Here is a 23,643-nt window from a genome sequence, read left to right as displayed (position 1 = left end):
CGATGGTGGTACCCGCGCCGTACCGACCGTGACCGGGGAGCCCGAGATGACCACACCGCAGGATCTGCTGTTCGTCGCGCTGGACGTACCCGCCGACCGGCCCGTGGAGCAGGGGGATCTGTCGCTGGCGCTGGCCGCGGCGGAGCTGCTGGACCTGCTCTTCGCCCAGGTCGTCACCCTGCGGGACGAGCAGGTCGTCCCCGTCTCCGGTCATCTCACCGGCGACCCGATGCTGGACAAGGCGGCCGCCTCGCTGATCCGGACGGAGCCGTACGAGAGCGCCGAGGACTGGCTGTGGCGGCGCGGGGACGGGCTGTCCGCCGCCTACCGCGACGAGCTGGAGCACACCGAGCCCTCGGGCTCGGGCCTGCGCCAGCTGTTCCGGCGCGCCGACCGTTCGGTGGACCGGATCGACTCCGAGGCCCGGCGGCACGCGGCCGACCGGTGGGCCCGGCACGAGCCGCTCCTGGTGGGCCTCGCCGCCGCCCTCGGCATCGAGGAACCGGACCACGAGGAGACGGCCACCACGGCCGAGCACGCCGAGAGCGCCGAGAATGCCGAGAAGGACAAGGCCGACACGGTGGACGACCGGGTGGCGGTCGTCCTCGCCGCCCTCGGCGAGGCGCTGACCGAGCTGGAGGGGGTACGGCAGCGGCGGCGGATCGAGGAGGACGCGTTCGACAACGTCTGGCGCGCCCCCTGACCGCCGCCGGCGCCCGCTACTCGGCCGGTTCGACGCCCGCGCGCAGCAGCCCGTAGGTGCAGGCGTCCTCCAGCGCCTGCCAGGAGGCGGCGATGACGTTCTCCGCCACGCCGACCGTGGACCACTCCCCCGCGCCGTCGCTGGTGGAGATCAGCACGCGGGTGATGGACCGGGTGCCGGAGGCGCCCTCCAGGATGCGGACCTTGTAGTCCACCAGCTCCAGCTTGGCGAGCTGCGGGTAGATCTTCTCCAGCGCGACCCGGAGCGCCTGGTCGAGGGCGTTGACCGGGCCGTTGCCCTCGGCGGTGGCGACGATCCGCTCGCCCTTGGCCCACAGCTTCACCGTGGCCTCGTTGGCGTGGGTGCCGTCGGGGCGGTCCTCCGTGATGGCCCGCCAGGACTCCACCTCGAAGTACTTCAGCGGAGCGCCCTGGGCCTCGGCGCGCAGCAGCAGCTCGAAGGAGGCGTCGGCGGCCTCGTACGTGTAGCCCTTCAGCTCGCGTTCCTTGACGCGCTCGACGACCCGGCCGACCAGGGCGCGGTCGCCGCCGAGGTCGACGCCGAGTTCCCGGCCCTTCAGCTCGATCGAGGCGCGTCCGGCCATGTCGGAGACGAGCATCCGCATGGTGTTGCCGACCCGCTCGGGGTCGATGTGCTGGTAGAGGTCCGGGTCGACCTTGATCGCGGAGGCGTGCAGGCCGGCCTTGTGGGCGAAGGCGGAGACACCCACGTAGGGCTGGTGGGTGGAGGGCGTGAGGTTGACGACCTCGGCGATGGCGTGCGAGATCCGGGTGGTCTCGCGCAGATGGCCGTCGGGCAGGACCTTCTTGCCGTACTTCAGCTCCAGCGCGGCGACCACGGGGAAGAGGTTGGCATTGCCGACGCGTTCGCCGTAGCCGTTGGCCGTGCACTGGACGTGGGTGGCGCCCGCGTCCACGGCGGCGAGGGTGTTGGCGACGGCGCAGCCGGTGTCGTCCTGGGCGTGGATGCCGAGCCGGGCGCCGGTGTCGGCGAGGACGGTGCCGACCACGGCGCTGATCTGCGCCGGGAGCATCCCGCCGTTGGTGTCGCACAGGACGACCACGTCGGCGCCGGCCTCGGAGGCGGTGCGGACGACCGCCTTGGCATAGGCGGGGTTGGCGCGGTAGCCGTCGAAGAAGTGCTCGCAGTCGACGAAGACCCGGCGGCCCTCGGCGCGCAGGTGGGCGACGGTGTCCCGGATCATCTCCAGGTTCTCGTCGAGGGTGGTGCGCAGCGCCAGCTCCACATGCCGGTCGTGGGCCTTGGCGACCAGCGTGACGACGGGGGCGCCGGATTCCAGCAGCGCTCTGACCTGCGGATCGTCGGCGGCTTTGGCGCCGGGGCGGCGGGTGGCGCCGAAGGCCACGAGTACCGCGTGCTTCAGGCGCAGCTCCTCGCGGGCGCGGGCGAAGAACTCGGTGTCGCGCGGGTTGGCGCCGGGCCAGCCGCCCTCGATGAAGCCCACGCCGAAGTCGTCCAGGTGCCGTGCGATGGCCAGCTTGTCCGCGACGGTGAGGTTGATGCCCTCGCGCTGCGCGCCGTCGCGCAGCGTGGTGTCGAAGACGTGGAACGAATCGTCGAGCTCGCTGGTTGCGGTCATGGTCTGAAGGCTCCTGTTGTGAATGTCGGTCTTACCGGAAATGACCGGCTCCACCGTTCCCCCCATGGTCCCTCGCGCTCCGCCCCCGGCTGCGGTTGGGCCGGAAAACGAAAAAACCCCTCGCGGGTGCGAGAGGTCTGCGCGCGGGTCGAGGACGACGGTGCCACCCGCATGTGGTCGTGCGAGGTGGTCACTGCGGACCGGCGCGCCTGCTGCCCATAATCATGGTGAGCGAGAGCACGGGGAAAGTCTGGCACAGAACCCCGCCGTCCCACGGGGTGTCTCACCATGCGGGCCCGCGTGGTCCGGAAAGGGACCGCCCAGGAGCCTCCGGGGCGGTCCCGCCGAAGGGTGACTAGCCGATGCGGTGCATCCAGCCGTGCCGGTCCTCGCTCTTGCCGCGCTGGATGTCGAGCAGGGCCTCGCGGAGGCGGAGGGTGACCTCACCGGGCTCGCCGTCGCTCTGCCGCCACTCGGCGCCGGACCGCTTGACGGTGCCGACCGGGGTGATCACGGCGGCGGTGCCGCAGGCGAAGACCTCGGTGAGGGTGCCGTTCTCGGTGTCGCGCTGCCACTGGTCGAGGGAGATGCGGCCCTCCTCGGCCTCGTAACCGAGGTCGCGGGCGACGGCCAGCAGGGAGTCACGGGTGACGCCCTCCAGGATGGAGCCGGTCAGGGTGGGGGTGACGATCTTGTTGCCGTACACGAAGAACAGGTTCATGCCGCCCAGTTCCTCGACCCACTCGTGCTCGACGGCGTCGAGGTAGCAGACCTGGTCGCAGCCCCTGGCGGCCGCCTCGGCCTGGGCGAGCAGGGAGGCCGCGTAGTTGCCGCCGGTCTTGGCGTCGCCCATGCCGCCGGGGACGGCGCGGACGCGCTCCTCGGAGACCCAGATGGACACCGGCTTCACGCCGCCCGGGAAGTAGGCGCCGGCCGGGGAGGCGATGACGAGGAAGAGGTACTCGTTGGACGGCTTCACGCCCAGGCCGACCTCGGTGCCGATCATGAAGGGGCGCAGGTAGAGGGACTCCTCGCCGCCGTGCGCGGGCACCCAGTCGATGTCCTGGGCGATCAGCGCGTCGCACGCCTCGAGGAAGGTCTCCACCGGCAGCTCGGGCATGCCCAGACGGTGCGCGGAACGCTGGAAGCGCAGGGCGTTCTGCTCGGGCCGGAAGGTGGCGACCGTGCCGTCGGGCTGCCGGTACGCCTTGAGGCCCTCGAAGATCTCCTGGGCGTAGTGCAGGACGTTGGTGGCCGGGTCGAGCGGGATCGGCGCGTACGGGACGAGCTGGCCGTCGTGCCAGCCGCGGCCCTCGGTCCACTTGATCGTCACCATGTGGTCGGTGAAGCTGCGGCCGAAGCCGGGGCTGGTCAGGATCGCCTCGCGCTCCGCGGCGGCGAGCGGGTGGGCGGAGGGCTTGAGCTCGATCGTGGGCGTCGTCATGGGCGGCAGACCTTCTCTTCCTGGCGTGGGACGGGCGGTTCCGGCGGGGCGGCCGGTGCCTCGGGTCACCCCCGGCAGGGCGCGGCACCGGTGGTGGCGGGCCGCGCTCACGCCGTCCGGGCATTCCCTCATATCGCGGCTCCGCGTTCGATTATCGCGCGGCGGGGGCCCCGGAAGGAATCGGGGTGAATACGACCCGGTGCTCGATGGTGGCATCCGGCGCGGGTACGACAAAGGGCCGCCGGGCGCCTGAGGCGACCCGGCGGCCCTTTCAGGGGGCCTTGCGGGTCAGCCGGTTACCCGGCCTACGAGCGCGTCGCCGATCTCGGCGGTGGTGCGCGGCGGCAGGTCCACGCGCTCGGTGAGGTCGGCGGCCACGGCCGTGTCGACGCGGTCGGCCTCCGTGTCGTACCCGAGGTGGCGCAGCAGCAGGGCGACGGAGAGGACCGTGGCGGTGGGGTCGGCCTTGCCCTGTCCGGCGATGTCCGGGGCGGAGCCGTGCACCGGCTCGAACATGGACGGGTACGTGCGGGCCGGGTTGATGTTGCCCGACGCGGCCACGCCGATGCCGCCGGAGACGGCCGCGGCGAGGTCGGTGATGATGTCGCCGAAGAGGTTGTCGGTGACGATCACGTCGAAGCGCGCGGGGTCGGTCACCAGGTAGATGGTGGCCGCGTCCACGTGGATGTACTCGGTGGTGACCTCGGGGAATTCCTCGGCCACCTTGTTGAAGATGTTGGTCCACAGGTGCCCGGCGAAGGTGAGCACGTTGTTCTTGTGGACCAGGGTGAGCTTCTTGCGCGGGCGGGCCTGGGCGCGGGCGAAGGCGTCCCGGACGACACGCTCGACTCCGTAGGCGGTGTTCACCGAGACCTCGGTGGCGACCTCGTGCTCGGTGCCGGTGCGGATGGTGCCGCCGTTGCCCGTGTAGGGGCCCTCGGTGCCCTCGCGGACCACCACGAAGTCGATCTCCGGCTGGCCGGCGAGCGGGGTGGCGACGCCGGGGAGCAGCTTGGAGGGGCGCAGGTTGACGTGGTGGTCGAAGGCGAACCGGAGCTTCAGCAGGAAGCCGCGCTCCAGCACGCCGGACGGCACCGACGGGTCGCCGATGGCGCCGAGCAGGATGGCGTCGTGGGCCTTGAGGGAGTCGAGGTCGGCGTCGGTGAGGGTCTCCCCCGTGGCGCGGTAGCGCCGGGCGCCGAAGTCGTACTCCTTGGTCTCCAGCTTCACGTCCTGAGGAAGGACGGCGGAGAGGACCTTGAGACCTTCGGCCACGACCTCCTGGCCGATGCCGTCACCCGGGATCACTGCGAGATCGATGCTGCGAGACATGTCGGCACCCTACTCCGGCGTCCCAGGTGATGACACGGACTGTCCGCGATACGGACAGCGGTGGCGGCCGGTACGGCTCAGTGGCCGGTCTCGCCGCCGTTGTCCCGGCGGTCGAGGGCGCGCTGGAGGGCGGCGGCGGCCTGGGCGCGGTCGGTGTCGTTCGAGCGGGAGGCGTGGCGCACGCGGCGGCGGACGGTCGTCTCGGCCATGGGAAATCGACTCCTTCGACAGAGTGGTTGCACGGCAGCGGTGAGCTGTGAGACGCCGGAAGGGGCGGGGAGCACACGCCGCAGGGGTTGCCTGCGCGGGGCGCGGCTCGCTACCGCCGTTCGCTGGATGGAGCGATTCGTTCGGCTCATCCCAAGCTAAGGGACCGGGCCGCGCCTGTCTGCATGGTTACTCGGACTTCCTACTATCTGAGACGGCGCCTCGCCTCACCTGCGGTTTTCCGGCGGGGGCTCAGCCGATGACGAACGGCAGGCGGGCGGCCAGGGGGCCGAGGGCGGTCCGCTCGGCGGGCGTCGGGGCCCGGCGGCCGGTGGCGACGAGGAGGGCGTCCGGGTCGGACAGTGCGGCGGGGAAGTGCTCGCCGGTCACGCGCTCCAGCAGCGCGCGGGCCTCGGCCAGGGTCTCCGGGGGCGGGGGCGGGGGCGGGGCGTCCGGCAGGTGGGCGGTCAGGTCCAGGTGGTGGAGGGTCCACTCCAGGACGTACGCGGAGAGGTAGTCCCCGGCGGTGAGGACCTCGCCCTGGGTGCCGACGCGGGCGGCCGGGTCGGCGAGGCGGGCCGCGCGGCCGGCGGCGGAGCCCACGTCGTCCAGGTGGAACCGCAGCAGGGCCGGGTCCTGGTAGGCCGCCGCCAGCCGGACGGTGAGGGCGTCCAGGGGGTCGTCGCCGGTGGGCGGGGTGTGGCCGACGGTCCAGTACGTCGCCGCGTCGCGGGTCGGCGCGGTGCCGGCCGGGGTGGCGAGGGTGATCAGGACGTCCTGGGCGTCGATGACGAGGTGGCACACCAGGTCCCGGACCAGCCAGCCCACGCAGCCGGAGGGCCGGCCGAAGTCGTCGTCGGCGAGGCCCGCGACCGCCGCCGGCAGAGCCGACCAGGATGCGGAGAAGCTGTCGTCCATGGGCGGACGCTAGCAGCGGCCGGACAGCACGACGGCCCGGCGAACCCGTTCGGGGCGGGTTCGCCGGGCCGGATCGTGAGGGCACTCAGCCCGGGGGCGGTCAGCCCATGTGCGGGTAGCCGTACTCGGTCGGCGGGACCAGCGTCTCCTTGATGGCGCGGGTCAGCGTCCAGCGCATCAGGTTCTGCGGGGCGCCGGCCTTGTCGTCCGTGCCGGAGGCGCGGCCGCCGCCGAAGGGCTGCTGGCCGACGACGGCGCCGGTGGACTTGTCGTTGATGTAGAAGTTGCCCGCCGCGTAGCGGAGCTTCTCCATCGTGTACGCGGCCGCCGCGCGGTCGTTGGAAATGACCGAGCCGGTGAGCGCGTAGTCCGAGACCGACTCCATCTGGGTCAGCATCTCGTCGTAACGGTCGTCCTCGTAGACGTGCACGGCGAGGATCGGGCCGAAGTACTCGGTGCGGAAGACCTCGTTGTCGGGGTCGGAGCACTCGATGACGGTCGGGCGGACGAAGTAGCCCACCGAGTCGTCGTAGGAGCCGCCCGCGACGATGGTGCAGGTGGGGTCCTCGGCGGCGCGGTCGATCGCGGCCTTGTTCTTGGCGAAGGAGCGCTCGTCGATGACCGCGCCGATGAAGTTCGACAGGTCGGTGACGTCACCCATGGTGATGCCGTCGATCTCGGCCGCGAACTCCTCCTTGAAACCGGAGTTCCAGATGGAGGCCGGGACGTAGGCGCGGGAGGTGGCCGAGCACTTCTGGCCCTGGTACTCGAAGGAGCCGCGGGTCAGCGCGGTCTTGAGCACGGCGCGGTCGGCGGAGGGGTGCGCGACCACGAAGTCCTTGCCGCCGGTCTCGCCGACCAGGCGCGGGTAGGCGCGGTACTTCTCGATGTTGTTGCCGACCGTCTTCCACAGGTACTGGAAGGTCTTGGTCGAGCCGGTGAAGTGGATGCCCGCGAGGTCACGGTGCTCCAGCGCGACCTCGGAGACCGCGATGCCGTCGCCGGTGACCAGGTTGATGACGCCCTTGGGCAGCCCGGCCTCCTCCAGCAGCTGCATCAGCAGCACGGCGGCGTGGGTCTGCGTCGGGGACGGCTTCCAGACCACCACGTTGCCCATGAGGGCGGGCGCGGTGGGCAGGTTGGCGGCGATGGCCGAGAAGTTGAACGGCGTGATCGCGTAGACGAAGCCCTCCAGCGGGCGGTGGTCCATGCGGTTCCACACGCCCGGGGAGTTGGCCGGGGGCTGCTCGGCCAGGATCTGGCGGGCGTAGTGCACGTTGAAGCGCCAGAAGTCGACCAGCTCGCAGGGGCTGTCGATCTCGGCCTGCTGGGCGGTCTTGGACTGGCCCAGCATGGTGGAGGCGGCGATGGTCTCGCGCCAGGGGCCGGAGAGCAGCTCGGCGGCGCGCAGGATGATCGCGGCACGGTCGTCGAAGGACATCGCGCGCCAGGCCGGGGCGGCGGCCAGGGCGGCGTCGATCGCGTCCTGGGCGTCCTCGCGGGTGGCGCTGCGCAGGGTGCCGAGGACGGCCTTGTGGTTGTGCGGCTGGACCACCTGGAAGGGCTCGCCGCCGCCCATCCGCTTCTCGCCGCCGATGGTCATCGGCAGGTCGACGGGGTTCTCGGCCAGCTCCTTGAGCTTGGCCTCCAGGCGGACCCGCTCGGGGCTGCCGGGGGCGTAGCCGTGCACCGGCTCGTTGACGGGGGTGGGGACCTGGGTCACAGCGTCCATGAGAACCGTAACTCCTTTACGTTGAGCGGGTTGTTCGGGCTCAGCCCTTGGTGATCATGCTGCGTACGAAGAACTGGAGGTTCGCCGGCTTCTCGGCGAGACGGCGCATGAAGTAGCCGTACCAGTCGGTGCCGTAGGCGGTGTAGACACGCATGCGGTGTCCCTCGGCGGCCAGCCGCAGGTGCTCGTCGCTCCGGATGCCGTAGAGCATCTGGAACTCGTACTCGTCGAGCTTACGGCCGGCGCGGTGCGCGAGTTCCTGGGCGATGGAGATGAGGCGGGGGTCGTGGGACCCGATCATCGGGTACCCGTCGCCCTCCATCAGCGTCTTCAGGACGCGCACGTACGCCTTGTCGATCTCGTGCTTCTGCTGGTACGCGACCTCGGCGGGCTCCTTGTAGGCGCCCTTGACCAGCCGGACCCGGCTGCCGGCGGCGGCCAGGCGGCGGGCGTCGGCCTCGGTGCGGAACAGGTACGCCTGGATGACACAGCCGGTCTGCGGGAAGTCCTTCCGCAGTTCCTCGTGGATGGCGAACATCGAGTCGAGGGTGGTGTGGTCCTCGGCGTCCAGGGTGACCGTGGTGCCGATGGCGGCGGCGGCCTCGACGACCGGGCGGACGTTGGCGAGGGCCAGCTCGTGGCCGCCCTGGAATGCGGCTGCGGGCCCGGAAGGCCCTCCGTTGAGGGCGGTGGTGGGCGACGGGAGGGACTGGCCGAACATGGAGAGCTTCACCGACATCTCGACCCGCTCGCCGAGGCCGAGGTCCTTCAGGTGGTCGACCAGCGCGAGGTAGGCGTCCCGGGCGGCGGTGGCCTGCTCGGGGGTGGTGATGTCCTCGCCGACGACGTCCATGGTGAGCTGGAGGCCCCTGGCGGTCAGCTTCGCGATGACCGGGACGATGTCGTCCACGGTCTCGCCGGGGATGAACCGGTCGACGACCTGCTTGGTCACCGGGGCGGCCGAGATCAGGCGACGCATCCGGTCGCTGCGCGAGGCGGCGAGAATCACGGGACCCAGCACGGGGCACCTCCACAACAAAAGCACCGAAACGGCCGGGACCCGACGATTCGGGGACGGCACGGAGAACCACCGTGAAACCTAGGGATCTCTTCGATGGTGAGCCATCGACAGACGCCACGCATCCGATCACCGATTCTCAGACAGATGTATGAAGCGGGCTCGGATATGCGGCAGAATGCCCGGGTGGCGGCCGATTACAGAGATGACTACCAGGAGCTGGTGGACGAGATCTCCGAGCTGCTGGGCGCCCCGGCGACCCTGGAGAACCGGGACTTCGGGCTGATCGCCTTCGGCGCGTACGACAGCGAGGGCGAGCTGGACCCCACCGCGCTGGACCCGGTGCGGGCCCGCTCGATCCTGACCCGGCGCTCCACCTCGGCGGTCCGGGCCTGGTTCGAGGGCTTCGGCATCACCCGCGCGACGGACCCGGTGCGCATCCCGCCCACCCCGGAGGCGGGCGTCTACCGGGGCCGGATCTGCCTGCCGGTACGCCATCGGGGTGTCGTGCTCGGCTACGTCTGGCTGCTGGACGACGACCCCGGCCCGACCGACGCCCAGCTCGCCGCCGCCATGCCGGTGACCGGGCGGATCGGTGCGCTGCTCGCCGACGAGGCGCGGGCGGGGGCGGGGCTCGGCCGGGAGCTGCGGGCGGTGCTCACGGCGGAGGACGGCTGGCAGCGGGACATGGCCGTCACCGACCTGCGCACCGCTCTCGGCCCGCGCGCGGACGGCCCGCACACCGTGGTCTGCGTCGCCCCCTGGTTCTCCGCCGACCCCGACGACGCCCCCTCGGCGCGTACCGTCCCGCACGCCACCGCGCTGTGCACGGTGCCGTGGGGCGCGACCGCGCAGAGCCTCGCGGTGCTGGTGCGGCTGCGCAGCGCGGAGGTGACGGCCCCGGCGCTGGTGGCGGCCGCGCGGCTGATCAAGGAGGCGGAGGGCGCCGTTGTCGGGGTGGGCGTGGGTGAACCCCGGCTCGGGCTGGCCGAGTTGGGCACGGTGTGGCAGGAGGCGTCGGCGGCGGCGCGGGCCGCGCTGGCCGAGCCGAGGTTCGCGCCGGTGGCCGAGTGGCGGGGCATCGGCCCGTACCGGCTGCTGTCCGCGCTGCCGCCGAGGTCGGTGCAGGACCCGGTGGCTGCGCCGCTGCTCTCCCCCGCCCACCAGGAGCTGGCGCGCACCGCCGAGGTCTACCTCGACTGCGCGGGCCAGGCCGGCCGGGCGGCGGCCGAACTCGGCATCCACCGCCAGACCCTCTACTACCGCCTGGGCCGCGTGGAACGCCTGACCGGCCTGGACCTGGACGACGGCGAGGACCGCCTGCTGCTCCACATGGCCCTGAAGCGGGCGCGGCTGGGCTGAGCGGTCAGCTCCTGCGGACGCCCTCCACGATCTGGCGCAGTCCCGCCGTGAGGGCGTCCGCGTCCGGGGCCGTCTCCGGGTCGAAGGTCCACTGGCCGATGAGGCCGGTCATCAGGGTGAGGTAGAAGGCGCCGAGGGTGTCGGCGCTCTCGTCGGTGACCTCGTCCTCGGGTACGCCGGTGAGCAGCGCGACCAGGCCGCGTCCGCCCTCGCGCTGCTCGCGGCCCAGGTAGGCGCGCACCTCGGGCAGTTCGATGGTCATGACCTCCATGCTGAGCCGGAAGACCGAACCGGGCTCGCGCATCGCGGCGATGACGTTCGACCACACCCAGTGGAAGCGCTCCAGCGAGCCGGGCTCCCCCGCCGGCTCGGCCCCGCCGAAGGTGTCCCCCGCCTCCTCCACCAGCGCCACGTACGCCTGCGCGAGCAGGGCGTCCTTGGAGCCGTAGTGGTAGCCGATGGAGGCCAGGTTGGTGCCGGACTCCTTCACGACGTCGCGCGCGGTGGTACGGGCGAACCCCTTCGCCAGCAGGCAACGCTTGGCGCCTTCGAGCAGATCCTCACGGTGTCCCATGCCGGCCAGCGTACCCCGGTCCATACAAGCGTCCTATACACACGTCCTATACGAGTGACTTATACATTCGTTCTAGACAGGCGTTTAATACGTGCGTACATTCCTCGGCATGGTGAACCCGGAGAGCACGACGCCCACCGCCCCGACTCCCTTCCAGGACAGCCCCGTTCGTGCCGGTCGGCGCGAATGGACCGCACTGGGCGTGCTGATGCTGCCGCTGCTGCTGGTCTCGATGGACGTGTCCGTGCTGTACTTCGCCACCCCGGCGATCAGCGCGGACCTCCGCCCGACCGGCACCCAGCAGCTCTGGATCTTCGACATCTACGGCTTCGTCCTGGCCGGCCTGCTGATGACGATGGGCGCGCTCGGCGACCGCGTCGGCAGCCGTCGGCTCCTGCTGGCGGGGGCCGCCGCCTTCGGCGCCGCCTCGGTCCTCGCCGCCTACGCCGACAGCGCCACCACCCTGATCGCGGCCCGCGCGGTCCTCGGCGTCGGCGGCGCCACCCTGATGCCGTCCACCATGGCGCTGCTGCGCACGATGTTCACCGACCCCGCCGAGCGGGCGAAGGCGATCGGACTGTGGTCCGGGGTGATGACCGGCGGCATCGCGCTGGGCTCGGTGATGAGCGGGGTGCTGGTGGAGCACTTCTGGTGGGGCTCGGTGTTCCTGGTCAACCTGCCCGCGATGCTCCTGCTGCTGGCCTTCGGCCCGTTCCTGCTCCCCGAGTCCCGCGACCCCGCCTCCGGCCGCTTCGACTGGATCAGCGTCCCGCTCTCGCTGGCCGCCGTGCTCCCGGTGATCTACGGCCTGAAGGAGATCCCCTCCGAGGGCTGGCACGTGCGGTACGTGATGTCGGTGACGGTCGGCCTGCTCTTCGCCGCCCTCTTCGTGCACCGCCAGCGCACCGCCGCCTGCCCGCTGGTGCCGCCCGCGCTGCTGCGGAACCGGGGCTTCACCCCGGCCGTGGTGCTGACCCTGCTGTCCGCCTTCGGCATGCTGGGCTCGGCGATCTTCACCACGCAGTACCTCCAGTCGGTGCTGGGCAAGAGCCCGCTGTCGGCGGCGCTGTGGAGCCTGGTGCCCTCGGTGCTGATCGGGGTCGCGGGGCCCTCCACCGCCGCGTTGGTCGCCCGGGGCGTGGACCGGGGCCGAGTGGTCGCCGCCGGGTTCGCGGTCTCGGCCGCCGGGTACGGGCTGCTCGCGCTGACCGGCACCGACTCGCTCTGGCTCGCCCTGGCCGGGGCCGGGGTGCTGGCCTGCGGCGCGGTGATGGTGCTGTCCCAGCTCACCGACCTGGCGATGGGCAGCGCCCCGGCGGAGCGCGCGGGCACCGCCTCGTCCCTGCTGGAGACGGCCACGGAGTTCGGCGGCGCGCTCGGCATGGCGGTCCTGGGCTCGGTCGGCGCGGCCGTCTACCGGCACCGGATGCCGTCCGGCGCCCCGGCGGAGGCCCGCGAGACGCTCGGCGGCGCGCTGGCCGGCGCGGCCCGGCTGCCCGGCCGGTCCGGTCAGGCGCTGCTGGACTCGGCGCGGGAGGCGTTCACCGCCGGGATGCACACGGCGGCCCTCGCCGGGGCGGGCGTGCTGGTGCTGGCCGCGGTCGGCGCCGCGCTGACCCTGCGCGGACGGGACGCGAAGCGGCCGTAGAAACGCCGGAGCGCCGGGCGGCCCGCGAGGGGGGCCGCCCGGCGCTCCGGTATGTCCTGCTTCCTAGTCCAGGTTGACCGACCGGGCGGAGGTCGCCCCGATCTCCTCGGCCAGCTCGGCCAGCGCGGCCGGGGTGACCGTGTCGTCCACCGTCAGGACGGCCAGCGCCTCGCCGCCGGCGGTGGAACGGGCCACCTGCATACCGGCGATGTTGATGCCCGCCTCGCCGAGGACCCGGCCGACGGTGCCGACGACACCGGGACGGTCCTCGTAGCTGAGGACGACCATGTGCTCGGTGAGCGCGAGGTCCACGTCGTAGTCGCCGACCGCGACGATCTTCTGGACGTGCTTGGGGCCGGCCAGCGTGCCGGAGACCGACACCTCCTCGCCGCCCGCGAGGGTGCCGCGCACGGTGACCACGTTGCGGTGGTCGGCCGACTCGGAGCTGGTGGTGAGGCGGACCTCGACACCGCGCTCCTGCGCGAACAGCGGGGCGTTGACGTAGGAGACGGTCTCGTCCACCACGTCCTCGAACACGCCCTTGAGCGCGGAGAGTTCGAGCACCTTCACATCGTGCTGGGTGATCTCGCCGTACACCTCGACGTCGAGGCGGACCGCGACCTCGCCCGCGAGCGCGGTGAAGATGCGGCCGAGGCGCTCGGCCAGCGGCAGACCGGGCTTCACGTCCTCGGCGATGACACCGCCCTGGACGTTGACCGCGTCCGGCACCAGCTCACCGGCGAGGGCGAGCCGCACCGAGCGGGCCACCGCGATACCGGCCTTCTCCTGGGCCTCGTCGGTGGAGGCACCGAGGTGCGGGGTGCAGACCACCTGGTCCAGCTCGAACAGCGGGGAGTCGGTGCACGGCTCCTTCGCGTACACGTCGAGCCCGGCGCCGGCGACCCGGCCCTCCTTCAGCGCCGCGTACAGCGCGGCCTCGTCGACGATGCCGCCGCGCGCGGCGTTGACGATGCGCACGGTCGGCTTGACCTTGCGCAGCGCCTCGTCACCGATCAGGCCGAGCGTCTCGGGGGTCTTGGGCAGGTGGACGGTGATGAAGTCGGAGACCTCCAGCAGCTCGTCCAGCGACAGCACCTTGACGCCCATCTGCGCGGCCCGCGCGGGCTGTACGTAGGGGTCGTAGGCGACGACCTTCATGCCGAAGGCGGACATCCGCTGGGCGACCAGGGCACCGATGCGGCCGAGGCCGACCACGCCGAGGGTCTTCTCGGCCAGCTCGACGCCGGTGTACTTGCTGCGCTTCCACTCGCCGTTCTTCAGGGCGGTGTTGGCCTGCGGAATGTTGCGCGCGCTGGCCACGAGCAGACCGCACGCCAGCTCGGCGGCGGTGACGATGTTGGAGGTGGGGGCGTTGACGACCATCACGCCGGCCTTGGTGGCGGCGGAGACGTCGACGTTGTCCAGGCCGACGCCGGCCCGTGCGACGACCTTCAGCCTCTTGGCCGCGGCGATCGCCTCGGCGTCGACCTTGGTCGCGGAGCGGACGAGGATGGCGTCCACGTCGGCGATGGCGGGCAGCAGTTCGGCGCGGTCGGCTCCGTTGCAGTGCCGGATCTCGAAGTCCGGCCCGAGTGCGTCCACGGTCGCGGGCGACAGCTCTTCAGCGATGAGTACCGTGGCTTTTCGACTGGGGTACGAGCTCACGTGAGTCCTCACAAGTCCATAGCGGACGGCCGTCCCGACGGCCGCTGGCGGTGGAGGGGTGCTAGCCGCGTGGAAGACGCACGACACTGTGGGCCTGACGCGTTGGTTGTGCAGCAGTGTAGTGGCGCGGCGGCCGGGCGGGCGGCACCCCGCCAGGGGGTGCCGCCGCCGGCCGCCTCAGAGGGTCACGCCTCTTCGTCGACCCAGGACATCAGCTTGCGCAGCTTCTTGCCGGTGGTCTCCAGCAGGTGCTCGGAGTCCTGCTTCTTGTACTCGTCGTACTTCTTCAGGCCGCCGTGGTACTCGTCCATCCAGTTCTTGGCGAAGGAGCCGTCCTGGATCTCGGCGAGGACCTTCTTCATCTCGGCCTTGGTGGCGTCGGTGATGATGCGCGGGCCGGTGACGTAGTCGCCCCACTCGGCGGTCTCGGAGATGGACCAGCGCATCTTCTCCAGGCCGCCCTCGTACATGAGGTCGACGATCAGCTTCAGCTCGTGCAGGCACTCGAAGTAGGCGATCTCCGGCTGGTAGCCCGCCTCGGTCAGCGTCTCGAAGCCCGCCTTGACCAGGGCGGCGGTGCCGCCGCAGAGCACGGCCTGCTCACCGAACAGGTCGGTCTCGGTCTCCTCGGTGAAGGTCGTCTTGATGACGCCGGCCCGGGTGCCGCCGATGGCCTTGGCGTACGACAGGGCCAGCGGGAAGGCGTTACCGGTGGGGTCCTGCTCGACCGCGACGATGCAGGGCACGCCGCGCCCCTCCTCGTACTGGCGGCGGACCAGGTGGCCCGGGCCCTTGGGGGCGACCATGCAGACGTCGACCTCGGCCGGGGGCTTGATGAAGCCGAACCGGATGTTGAAGCCGTGGCCGAAGAACAGCGCGTCGCCGTCCTTCAGGTTCGGGGCGATGGACTCCTCGTAGATCTGTCCCTGGAGCGGGTCCGGGACCAGGATCATGATGACGTCGGCCTCGGCGGCGGCCTCGGCCGCGGTGACCACGCGCAGGCCCTGCTCCTCGGCCTTGGCACGGGACTTGGAGGTCTCGGGCAGACCGACGCGGACGTCGACGCCCGAGTCCCGCAGCGACAGGGCGTGGGCGTGGCCCTGGCTGCCGTAGCCGATGACCGCGACCTTGCGGCCCTGGATGATGGACAGGTCGGCGTCGGCGTCGTAGAACAGCTCGGCCACTGGTTCTCTCCTTGAGGTGCGGGTGCTGCGCCCACCGTATTGCGGTGGGGGGACGGAAGGTTTCGGGGTCTCGGCATCCGGTCGCCACGAGAGGGCGGCCGGGCCGGGGGTCACGCGCTGCGGTCGAGGGCGCGCAGGGAGCGGTCGGTGATGGAGCGGGCGCCGCGTCCGATGGCGATGGTGCCGGACTGCACCAGCTCCTTGATGCCGAAGGGCTCCAGCATCTTCAGCATCGCGGACAGCTTGTCGCCGGAGCCGGTGGCCTCGATGGTGACGGCCTCCGGGGAGACGTCGACGGTCTTGGCGCGGAACAGCTGGACGATCTCCACGATCTGCGACCGGGTCTCGTTGTCCGCGCGGACCTTCACCAGAACGAGTTCACGCTGGACGGCCTGTCCGGGTTCCAGTTCGACGATCTTCAGCACGTTGACGAGCTTGTTGAGCTGCTTGGTCACCTGCTCCAGCGGCAGGTCCTCGACGTTCACCACGATGGTGATGCGGGAGATGTCGGCGTGCTCGGTGACACCCACCGCGAGGGAGTCGATGTTGAAGCCGCGCCGGGAGAAGAGGGCGGCGATGCGGGCGAGGATGCCCGGTGTGTTCTCCACCAGGACGGAGAGCGTGTGCTTGGACATGTCGTGGTCTCTCTCGGTCTCTCTCGCTCGGGTCCTCGGTCAGTCCTGGTCGCCGTCGCCGAAGTCGGGACGGACGCCCCGCGCGGCCATGACCTCGTCGTTGGAGGTCCCGGCGGCGACCATGGGCCACACCATCGCGTCCTCGTGGACGATGAAGTCGACGACGACCGGGCGGTCGTTGATCGCGTTGGCCTCCTCGATGACCTTGTCCAGGTCCTCGGGGCGCTCGCAGCGGATCGAGTGGCAGCCCATCGCCTCGGCCAGCTTCACGAAGTCGGGGACGCGGGTGCCGGCGCTGGGACCGGTGGGTCCGTCGGGACCGGAGTGGAGCACGGTGTTGGAGTAGCGCTGGTTGTAGAACAGCGTCTGCCACTGGCGGACCATGCCGAGGGCGCCGTTGTTGATGATGGCGACCTTGATCGGGATGTTGTTCAGGGCGCAGGTGGTCAGTTCCTGATTGGTCATCTGGAAGCAGCCGTCGCCGTCGATCGCCCAGACCGTACGGCCGGGCTGTCCGGCCTTGGCGCCCATCGCGGCCGGGACCGCGTACCCCATGGTTCCGGCGCCGCCGGAGTTGAGCCAGGTCGCGGGCTTCTCGTACTGGATGAAGTGGGCGGCCCACATCTGGTGCTGGCCGACGCCCGCCGCGAAGATCGTGTCGTCCGGGGCGAGCTGCCCGATGCGCTCGATGACCGCCTGCGGGGAGAGCGAGCCGTCCTCGGGGGTCTCGTAGCCGAGCGGGTAGGTCTCGCGCCAGCGGTTCAGGTCGCTCCACCAGGCGCTGTGGTCGCCCCGGTGGCCCTCGTCGTGCTCCTTCTGCACGGCCTGGATCAGGTCGGCGAGCACCTCGCGGGCGTCGCCCACGATCGGCACGTCCGCCTCGCGGTTCTTGCCGATCTCGGCCGGGTCGATGTCGGCGTGCACGATCTTGGCGTACGGCGCGAAGCTGTCCAGCTTGCCGGTGACGCGGTCGTCGAAGCGGGCGCCGAGGGCGACGATCAGGTCGGCCTTCTGCAGCGCGGTGACGGCGGTGACCGAGCCGTGCATGCCGGGCATGCCGACGTGCTGCGGGTGGCTGTCGGGGAAGGCGCCCAGCGCCATCAGGGTGGTGGTGACGGGGGCGCCGGTCAGCTCGGCGAGCACCTTCAGCTCGGCGGTGGCGCCGGCCTTGAGCACACCGCCGCCGACGTAGAGGACGGGCCGGCGGGCGCTGGTGATGAGCCGGGCGGCCTCGCGGATCTGCTTGGCGTGCGGCTTGGTCACCGGGCGGTAGCCGGGCAGGTCGGTCACGGGCGGCCAGGAGAAGGTCGTCCGGGCCTGGAGGATGTCCTTGGGGATGTCGACCAGGACCGGCCCCGGACGGCCGGTCGAGGCGATGTGGAACGCCTCGGCGATCGTCCTCGGGATGTCCTCGGCCCTGGTCACCAGGAAGCTGTGCTTGGTGATCGGCATGGAGATGCCGACGATGTCCGCCTCCTGGAAGGCGTCCGTGCCGATCGCCTTGGAGACGACCTGGCCGGTGATCGCGACCAGCGGCACCGAGTCCATGTTGGCGTCGGCGATCGGGGTGACCAGGTTGGTGGCGCCGGGGCCCGAAGTCGCCATGCAGACGCCGACCTTGCCGGTGGCCTGCGCGTATCCGGTGGCCGCGTGACCCGCGCCCTGCTCGTGGCGGACCAGCACGTGGCGCACCCGCCGGGAGTCCATCAGCGGGTCGTACGCGGGAAGGATCGTGCCCCCGGGAATGCCGAATACGGTGTCGACCCCGACCTCCTCGAGCGAGCGGATGAGGGACTGCGCTCCCGTGACGTGCTCGACGGGGGCGGAGTGCTGTCCTCCGGATCGGGGCCGCGGCTGCGGATGGTGGGCCCCGGTGGCCTGCTCGGTCATCGTCATTCTCTTCTCGAGCTTGAGGGTTTGCGAGGTTCGGGCGGTCTGGGTGCGGAGCGGGGGGCCGCACGAGGGTCACTCGTGCAACAAAAAACCCCCCGTGCCGTAAGGCAGGCGAGGGGGGCGCGTCGGTGAGGGGTGCTGGGATTTCCGGACGGTGTCCGACGAAGCCCCAGCTCAGCCGACGCGCTTTCCAAGTACGAGAATTCGGGTGCGCATGGCATTGACCCTCCCCCCGGCGCGCACCGTGTGTCAAGTGGGTGGGACAGCCGTCTCATCATGTGAGCGGAGCGCCGTCCCGCCGAAGACGGTGGACATGGACCCGGAGTAGAGCCCGGCGCCCTTGCCCGCGAAGACCGGTTCGGCGGGCGCGTGCGGCAGCGGGAAGCGGCCGGAGGCGAGCGCCCGGCGCAGCCGGTACTCGTCCACCGGCCCGGCGAACGCCATGCCCTGGCCGTGCGTACAGCCCATGGCGCGCAGTGCGACCACCTGCTCCGGCAGGTCCACGCCCTCGGCGACGGTCTGGAGCCCGAGGTCGCCCGCGATGCGCAGCAGCCCGCTGGTGATCTTGTGCAGCCGGGCGGACTCCACCACGCCCTCGATCAGCCCCCGGTCGAGCTTGAGGATGTCCACGGGGAGCCTGCGCAGCGCCGTGATGGCCGCGTGGCCGGAGCCGAAGCCGTCGAGCGCGATCCGCACCCCGAGGCGGCTGAGCCCGGTCAGGCGGCGCTCCAGCTCGTCCAGGGAGATCCTCGGGTCGGTGCCGGACAGTTCGATGATCAGCGCGCCGGGCGGCAGTCCGTGGCGGGTCAGCAGCGCCTCGATGGAGCCGAGCGGCAGTGAGCGGTCCAGCAGCCGCCGGGCGCTCATCCGTACCGACACCGGGACGACGAGGCCGCCGGCCGCCCGCTCGGCGGCCTGCTCGACGGCTTCCTGGAGTATCCAGCGCTCCAGCTCGGCCGTACGGTCGCCGTCCTCGGCCACCCGCAGGAACTCGGCCGGGGTGAACAGCACCCCCTGGGCGGAGCGCCAGCGCGCGTGGGTGGCGACCGAGGCGATCCGGCCGCCGTTGAGGCACACCACCGGCTGGTGCAGCAGCGCGAACTCGCCCTCGTGCAGTGCGGCGCGCAGCCGCCCGGCCAGCTCGGCCTTGCGGACCACGTCCTGCTGCATCTGCGGCTTGTACAGCTCCACCCGGCCCTTGCCGCCGGCCTTGGCCCGGTACATCGCCAGGTCGGCGTTGCGCAGCAGTTCGCCCGCGCCGAGGCCGGGTTCGGCGAAGGCGACGCCGATGGAGGCGTTCACCCGGACATCGTTGCCGTCGATGGCGTACGGCTGGGAGAGGGTGAGCCGCAGCCGGTCGGCCAGCTCCAGGATGTGCCGCTCGCGGGCGGCGCGGTCGCGGGTGCCGTCGCCGGTGATCAGGGCCGCGAACTCGTCCCCGCCGAGCCGGGAGGCGGTGTCCCCCTGCCGTACGGAGTCCTGGAGGCGGCGCGCGGCCTGGATCAGCAGCTCGTCCCCGGCCTGGTGGCCGATGGTGTCGTTGACGGCCTTGAAGCCGTCGAGGTCGATGAAGAGCACGGCGGTGCCGCGCAGGGCGGCGCCCCGGTCGGTGGCCCGGCGCCCGGACAGGGCCTGCTGGACGCGCCGGGTGAACAGGGCGCGGTTGGGCAGGTCGGTGAGCGGGTCGTGCTCGGCGTTGTGCTGGAGCTGGGCCTGGAGCCGGACCCGCTCGGTTACGTCCCGGCTGTTGAAGATCAGCCCGCCGTGGTGCCGGTTGACGGTGGACTCCACGTTGAGCCAGCCTCCCCGGCCGGAGCGGAAGCGGCACTCGATACGGGTGGTGGGTTCGGCCAGCGGGTCGGCGGCCAGGAAGCGGCGCACCTCGTGCACCACGCAGCCCAGGTCCTCGGGGTGGATCAGCGCGGCCAGTTCGGTGCCGATCAGGGCCTCGGCGCTGCTGCCGTAGACCCCGGCGGCGGCCGGGGAGACGTAGCGCAGCACGCCGTTGGGGGCGGCGATCATGATGACGTCGCTGGAGCCCTGCACCAGGGAGCGGAAGTGGTTCTCCTTCTGCGCCAGTTCCTGGGTGAGGGTGATGTTGTCCAGCAGCATGATGCCCTGGCGGATCACCAGGGCCAGCACCACGGCGCCCGCGGTGATCAGCACCACGTGGTCGGGCCGGCGTCCGTTGAGCACGTTGTACAGGATGCCCAGTGTGCAGACGGCGGCGGCGAGGTACGGGGTGAGGGCGGCCAGCGAGCCGGTGAGCGGCCTGCCGGACGGGTACCGGTGGCCCTGGCCCTCGGTGCCGGGCGGGTGCGCCTGCGCGGCGGAGGGGCCGCGCCGGCCCGGCACGTGCTCGTGCACGACCCGGGTCTCGGCCGTGCCCCGCTCGCCCTCGCGCCCCCGGGGTGCGGCCCAGGGGGCGTAGGCGAGCAGCAGGGAGCCCGCGAACCAGCCCGCGTCCAGCAGCTGCCCGGAGCGGTAACTGCTGTGCAGCAGCGGGGAGGTGAACAGCGCGTCGCACATCACGGTGAGCGCCAGGGCGCCGATCGCGGTGTTGACGGCGGTGCGGTTGCCGGGGCTGCGCCGGAAGTGCAGCGCGAGCACCATGCTGACCAGCACGATGTCCAGCAGCGGGTAGGCCAGCGAGAGGGCGGTGTGCTCGACGCTCGGGCCGTCGATCCGGGCGGTCTGGGCGAGTGCCAGGCTCCAGGAGAGGGTGAGCAGCGAGCCGCCGATGAGCCAGGCGTCCAGCGTGAGACAGATCCAGCCGGCCCGGCTCACCGGGCGTTTGGCGAGGACCAGCAGGCCCACGATGGCGGGCGGCGCGAAGCAGAGGAAGAACAGATCGGCGTAGCTGGGGCTCGGCACGGGGCGTTCGAGGACGACCTCGTACCACCCCCAGACCGCGTTGCCCAGGGCGGCCATCGCGGAGGAGAGGGCGAAGAGCAGCCAGGCGGGGCGGAAGCGGACCCGGCGGGTGCGGGCGTAGAGGAAGCAGGAGACGGCGGCGGTGCCGGCCGCCGCGCTGAGCCCGAAGTCGCCCATGAACAGCGCGAGTTGTTCGTTGCCCCAGTCGAAGGCGGAGCCGACCGCGTAGGCCGCGCAGATCACCGCGAGGGCGAGCTGCTGGGTGAGCCGCGATCCGCCGCCGGCCGCTGCCGGTGGCCGGGTGGGGGGCGTGCGGACGGGCTGCTGTGGCGCGCGGGGCGCCCCGTCGAGCGCGGTCGTGGTCACCGGCGGCGCGCTCACCGCGCCCTCCCGGTGCGGCTCGCGCCAGTGACCCTCGGGGGCCGGTGCGGATGCCTCCGCCGGGCGCCCGGCCGGGGGTGCAGGGCGAGCCGGCTCATCGGCCGCTCGCGCCTGCGCGCGGTCGTACGCCAGGGTCGCCATCGGCGGCTCCGCCGCGTCGGATCGTTCGTCCATAGGCCGTGCATCGCCCGTCGCCCCCCTCACAGAGCTGAAATGTTCGTCCCCGGCGCCGATCGGTCGGCGGCGCACCCCTGTCGGGACGATACACCAGGATCGTCACTCAGGGACATAGCTTCTCTACTCTCCGTGACGACCAGCGACTATGCGGGCACACACCGCGCTTGAAGGGTCGCGGAGGGTGCCGACGCACGGCTCACGCCCCGGTGGTGAGGACCACGTGGCGCAGTGGCTCATGGTTCACGAACCGGGTCAACTGGTCCACCAGGAGCCGCTCCGCGCGCGGCCGGAACGCCGAACTCGGGCCGCCCACATGCGGGGTGATCAGTACGCCCGGCGCCCGCCACAACGGGTGCCCCGGCGGCAGCGGTTCCGGGTCGGTGACGTCCAGCGCGGCGGTCAGGCGCCCGCTCTCCACCTCGCTGAGCAGGGCGTCGGTGTCGACCACGGGCCCGCGCGCGATGTTCACCAGCAGGGCGCCGTCCTTCATGCGGGCCAGGAAGGCGGCGTCCACCAGGCCCCGTGTCTCGTCGGTGAGGGGCGTCGCGAGGATCACCACGTCGGCTTCCGGGAGCAGTTGGGGAAGTTCTGTGAGCGGATGCACGACCCCGCGCGCGGTGGTGCGCCCGGAGCGCGCCACCCGGGTCACGCGCTCCACCTCGAAGGGCGCGAGCCGGTCCTCGATGGCCGAACCGATCGCCCCGTAGCCGAGGATGAGCACGTTCCGGTCGGCCAGAGCGGGCCGGAACTCCCCTTGCCAGCGCCCCTCTTCCTGCGCCCGCACGAACCCCGGGATCCCGCGCAGCGAGGCCAGTGTGAGGGTGAGAGCCAGCTCGGCGGTACTGGTGTCGTGGACGCCCCGGGCGTTGCAGAGCTGGACGCCGGGGGCGACCAGGGAGAGGTTCGCGGTGATGTCGTCCACGCCCGCGGTGAGGGTCTGGATCACGCGCAGGCCGGTCATCCGCTCCAGCGGACGCGTCCGCACCTCCAGCGGCTTCATGTACGGGACCACGTACACCGCGCAGTCGGCGGGGTCACCGGGGAACGCCCCACCGTCCCAGAACGAGTAGTCGAGCCCCTCGGGCAGTCCCTTGATCTCCTCGGGCGGGATCGGCATCCAGACGTCTTGGGTCATGGTCAGGAGGCTAGTTCAGGGCGGGTGGGACCAGACGTTAGGTTGGGGGTCTCTTCGAGGGAGGTTCGCGGCAGGTGGAGCGCAGGAGGATCGGCACGGGGGCGCTCTCTGTGGGGGCCGTGGGGCTCGGGTGCATGCCGATGAGCTGGGCGTACAGCGGGTCGCGGCGGCGGGGCGAGGAGTCGGTCAGGGCCGTGCACCGGGCGCTGGACCTCGGGTCGGACCTGCTGGACACCGCCGACATGTACGGCCCGTTCACCAATGAGCTGCTGCTCGGCCGGGTGCTGAGGGAGCGGCGCGCGGACGCGTTCGTGTCGACCAAGGCCGGGCTGCTGGTGGGTGATCAGCACATCGTGGCCAACGGGCGCCCCGGCTATGTGAAGCGGGCCTGCGACGCCTCGCTGCGCCGCCTGCAGACCGACGTCATCGACCTGTACCAGCTGCACCGCGCCGACCCCGAGGTCCCGGTCGAGGAGACCTGGGGCGCGATGGCGGAGCTGGTGCGGGCCGGGAAGGTCCGGGCGCTCGGCCTGTGCGCGGTCGGCGCGCGCGGCGGCCGCCGCCCCGGGTCCGGGCTGTACGACGGCACGCTGCGCCAGTTGCAGCGGGTGCAGCAGGTGTTCCCGGTGAGCGCGGTGCAGGCGGAGCTGTCGGTGTGGTCGCCGGAGGCGCTGACCGCGCTGCTGCCCTGGTGTGCGGAGCGGGGCATCGGCTTCCTCGCGGCGATGCCCCTGGGGAATGGTTTCCTCACCGGGACGCTCACCCCGGGCGAGGGTTTCGAACCGGACGACCCGCGCGCCCGCCACCCCCGTTTCACGGCCGAGATGATGGCGTCCAACCAGCCTCTCGTGGCCGGGCTCCGGCGTATCGCGCGCCGGCACGGCGCGGACGTCACCCCGGCACAGGTCGCGCTGGCCTGGGTGCTGGCACAGGGACCGCAGGTCATCGCGCTGCCCGGCACCAAGCGGGAGCGCTGGGCCCGGGAGAACGCGGCGGCGGCCGCGCTGCGGCTGACCCCGGAGGACCTCGCCGAGGTGGCCGCACTGCCTCCGGCGCTGGGATCGTGGGACTAGGTCTGTCGCGGAACCGCTGACGCGCACGGTGTGCGTCTGGTGGGGTAGCGGTGTCGGTGCGACCCCT

At 71.9% G+C, this 23,643-nt stretch carries 18 protein-coding genes; 4 read left to right on the top strand and 14 right to left on the bottom strand.

The window, feature by feature from the left end; translation table 11 throughout:
• The first annotated feature begins 46 nt into the window (after positions 1-46).
• The gene (locus tag D0Z67_RS20725) at positions 47-703 is read left to right on the top strand and encodes a GPP34 family phosphoprotein (RefSeq protein WP_031181761.1); all 657 of its coding nucleotides are present in this window, start codon (positions 47-49) and stop codon (positions 701-703) included.
• 16 nt (positions 704-719) lie between these two features.
• On the opposite strand, the gene cimA is transcribed toward D0Z67_RS20725, so the two are convergent.
• From cimA to D0Z67_RS20690, 7 genes are all read right to left on the bottom strand, one after another.
• A complete protein-coding gene (gene cimA / locus D0Z67_RS20720; RefSeq protein ID WP_031181760.1) occupies positions 720-2,324 on the bottom strand; it encodes a citramalate synthase in 1,605 nt (534 codons plus the stop codon).
• A 355-nt stretch (positions 2,325-2,679) separates the two neighbouring features.
• Entirely contained in the window at positions 2,680-3,768 is a 1,089-nt protein-coding gene (locus D0Z67_RS20715; RefSeq protein ID WP_031181759.1) for a branched-chain amino acid aminotransferase, read from the bottom strand.
• A 288-nt stretch (positions 3,769-4,056) separates the two neighbouring features.
• A complete protein-coding gene (locus D0Z67_RS20710) occupies positions 4,057-5,100 on the bottom strand; it encodes a 3-isopropylmalate dehydrogenase (protein ID WP_031181758.1) in 1,044 nt (347 codons plus the stop codon).
• Between the two features lie 77 nt (positions 5,101-5,177).
• Positions 5,178-5,309 carry a hypothetical protein gene (locus D0Z67_RS30425; protein WP_086690483.1) on the bottom strand — a complete coding sequence of 44 codons (132 nt, stop codon included), beginning with the start codon at positions 5,307-5,309 and terminating at the stop codon, positions 5,178-5,180.
• A gap of 250 nt (positions 5,310-5,559) precedes the next feature.
• Entirely contained in the window at positions 5,560-6,225 is a 666-nt protein-coding gene (locus D0Z67_RS20700) for a maleylpyruvate isomerase N-terminal domain-containing protein (protein WP_031181757.1), read from the bottom strand.
• 100 nt (positions 6,226-6,325) lie between these two features.
• The gene (gene pruA / locus D0Z67_RS20695; protein WP_031181756.1) at positions 6,326-7,957 is read right to left on the bottom strand and encodes an L-glutamate gamma-semialdehyde dehydrogenase; all 1,632 of its coding nucleotides are present in this window, start codon (positions 7,955-7,957) and stop codon (positions 6,326-6,328) included.
• A gap of 40 nt (positions 7,958-7,997) precedes the next feature.
• Entirely contained in the window at positions 7,998-8,978 is a 981-nt protein-coding gene (locus tag D0Z67_RS20690; RefSeq protein ID WP_031181755.1) for a proline dehydrogenase family protein, read from the bottom strand.
• Positions 8,979-9,143: 165 nt separating this feature from the next.
• Between D0Z67_RS20690 and D0Z67_RS20685 the strand changes: the two genes are divergently transcribed.
• Positions 9,144-10,337, top strand: coding sequence for a PucR family transcriptional regulator (locus tag D0Z67_RS20685; protein ID WP_199812195.1), 1,194 nt, complete (start codon positions 9,144-9,146; stop codon positions 10,335-10,337).
• A 4-nt stretch (positions 10,338-10,341) separates the two neighbouring features.
• Here D0Z67_RS20685 and D0Z67_RS20680 read toward each other — a convergent pair whose 3' ends face one another.
• Positions 10,342-10,911 carry a TetR/AcrR family transcriptional regulator gene (locus tag D0Z67_RS20680; protein ID WP_031181753.1) on the bottom strand — a complete coding sequence of 190 codons (570 nt, stop codon included), beginning with the start codon at positions 10,909-10,911 and terminating at the stop codon, positions 10,342-10,344.
• A gap of 109 nt (positions 10,912-11,020) precedes the next feature.
• On the opposite strand from D0Z67_RS20680, the gene D0Z67_RS20675 reads away from it, so the two are divergent.
• Positions 11,021-12,559 carry an MFS transporter gene (locus tag D0Z67_RS20675; protein WP_031181752.1) on the top strand — a complete coding sequence of 513 codons (1,539 nt, stop codon included), beginning with the start codon at positions 11,021-11,023 and terminating at the stop codon, positions 12,557-12,559.
• Between the two features lie 63 nt (positions 12,560-12,622).
• On the opposite strand, the gene serA is transcribed toward D0Z67_RS20675, so the two are convergent.
• The 6 genes from serA to D0Z67_RS20640 all read right to left on the bottom strand — a co-directional run bounded on the left by serA (position 12,623) and on the right by D0Z67_RS20640 (position 22,503).
• Entirely contained in the window at positions 12,623-14,224 is a 1,602-nt protein-coding gene (gene serA, locus D0Z67_RS20670) for a phosphoglycerate dehydrogenase (RefSeq protein ID WP_031181751.1), read from the bottom strand.
• Between the two features lie 185 nt (positions 14,225-14,409).
• A complete protein-coding gene (ilvC, locus tag D0Z67_RS20665; protein WP_031181750.1) occupies positions 14,410-15,408 on the bottom strand; it encodes a ketol-acid reductoisomerase in 999 nt (332 codons plus the stop codon).
• Between the two features lie 110 nt (positions 15,409-15,518).
• Positions 15,519-16,043 (bottom strand): acetolactate synthase small subunit, encoded by a 525-nt coding sequence (ilvN, locus tag D0Z67_RS20660; RefSeq protein WP_031181749.1) that lies wholly within the window; start codon positions 16,041-16,043, stop codon positions 15,519-15,521.
• Between the two features lie 39 nt (positions 16,044-16,082).
• Complete coding sequence (locus D0Z67_RS20655) at positions 16,083-17,933, bottom strand: acetolactate synthase large subunit (protein ID WP_031181748.1); 1,851 nt, start codon at positions 17,931-17,933, stop codon at positions 16,083-16,085.
• 252 nt (positions 17,934-18,185) lie between these two features.
• A complete protein-coding gene (locus D0Z67_RS20650) occupies positions 18,186-21,191 on the bottom strand; it encodes a putative bifunctional diguanylate cyclase/phosphodiesterase (protein WP_165507354.1) in 3,006 nt (1,001 codons plus the stop codon).
• 373 nt (positions 21,192-21,564) lie between these two features.
• Complete coding sequence (locus tag D0Z67_RS20640) at positions 21,565-22,503, bottom strand: 2-hydroxyacid dehydrogenase (protein WP_031181747.1); 939 nt, start codon at positions 22,501-22,503, stop codon at positions 21,565-21,567.
• Positions 22,504-22,577: 74 nt separating this feature from the next.
• Between D0Z67_RS20640 and D0Z67_RS20635 the strand changes: the two genes are divergently transcribed.
• Entirely contained in the window at positions 22,578-23,576 is a 999-nt protein-coding gene (locus tag D0Z67_RS20635) for an aldo/keto reductase (protein WP_031181746.1), read from the top strand.
• Positions 23,577-23,643 lie beyond the last annotated feature (67 nt).

The sequence above is a fragment of the Streptomyces seoulensis genome (assembly GCF_004328625.1).
Taxonomy (GTDB): Bacteria; Actinomycetota; Actinomycetes; order Streptomycetales; family Streptomycetaceae; genus Streptomyces; species Streptomyces seoulensis.
Note: the sequence above shows the minus strand (reverse complement) of the source record. Positions and strands in the feature narration are given on the sequence as shown.

Bases quoted from the DNA above. Each gene is read 5' to 3' on its own strand.
- D0Z67_RS20655 (WP_031181748.1), bottom strand. From the start codon at position 17,933: ATGACCGAGCAGGCCACCGGGGCCCACCATCCGCAGCCGCGGCCCCGA.
- pruA (WP_031181756.1), bottom strand. From the start codon at position 7,957: ATGGACGCTGTGACCCAGGTCCCCACCCCCGTCAACGAGCCGGTGCAC.
- D0Z67_RS20685 (WP_199812195.1), top strand. From the start codon at position 9,144: ATGCGGCAGAATGCCCGGGTGGCGGCCGATTACAGAGATGACTACCAG.
- cimA (WP_031181760.1), bottom strand. From the start codon at position 2,324: ATGACCGCAACCAGCGAGCTCGACGATTCGTTCCACGTCTTCGACACC.
- D0Z67_RS20700 (WP_031181757.1), bottom strand. From the start codon at position 6,225: ATGGACGACAGCTTCTCCGCATCCTGGTCGGCTCTGCCGGCGGCGGTC.
- D0Z67_RS20710 (WP_031181758.1), bottom strand. From the start codon at position 5,100: ATGTCTCGCAGCATCGATCTCGCAGTGATCCCGGGTGACGGCATCGGC.
- D0Z67_RS20640 (WP_031181747.1), bottom strand. From the start codon at position 22,503: ATGACCCAAGACGTCTGGATGCCGATCCCGCCCGAGGAGATCAAGGGA.
- D0Z67_RS20725 (WP_031181761.1), top strand. From the start codon at position 47: ATGACCACACCGCAGGATCTGCTGTTCGTCGCGCTGGACGTACCCGCC.
- ilvN (WP_031181749.1), bottom strand. From the start codon at position 16,043: ATGTCCAAGCACACGCTCTCCGTCCTGGTGGAGAACACACCGGGCATC.
- D0Z67_RS30425 (WP_086690483.1), bottom strand. From the start codon at position 5,309: ATGGCCGAGACGACCGTCCGCCGCCGCGTGCGCCACGCCTCCCGCTCG.
- D0Z67_RS20675 (WP_031181752.1), top strand. From the start codon at position 11,021: ATGGTGAACCCGGAGAGCACGACGCCCACCGCCCCGACTCCCTTCCAG.
- D0Z67_RS20715 (WP_031181759.1), bottom strand. From the start codon at position 3,768: ATGACGACGCCCACGATCGAGCTCAAGCCCTCCGCCCACCCGCTCGCC.
- D0Z67_RS20680 (WP_031181753.1), bottom strand. From the start codon at position 10,911: ATGGGACACCGTGAGGATCTGCTCGAAGGCGCCAAGCGTTGCCTGCTG.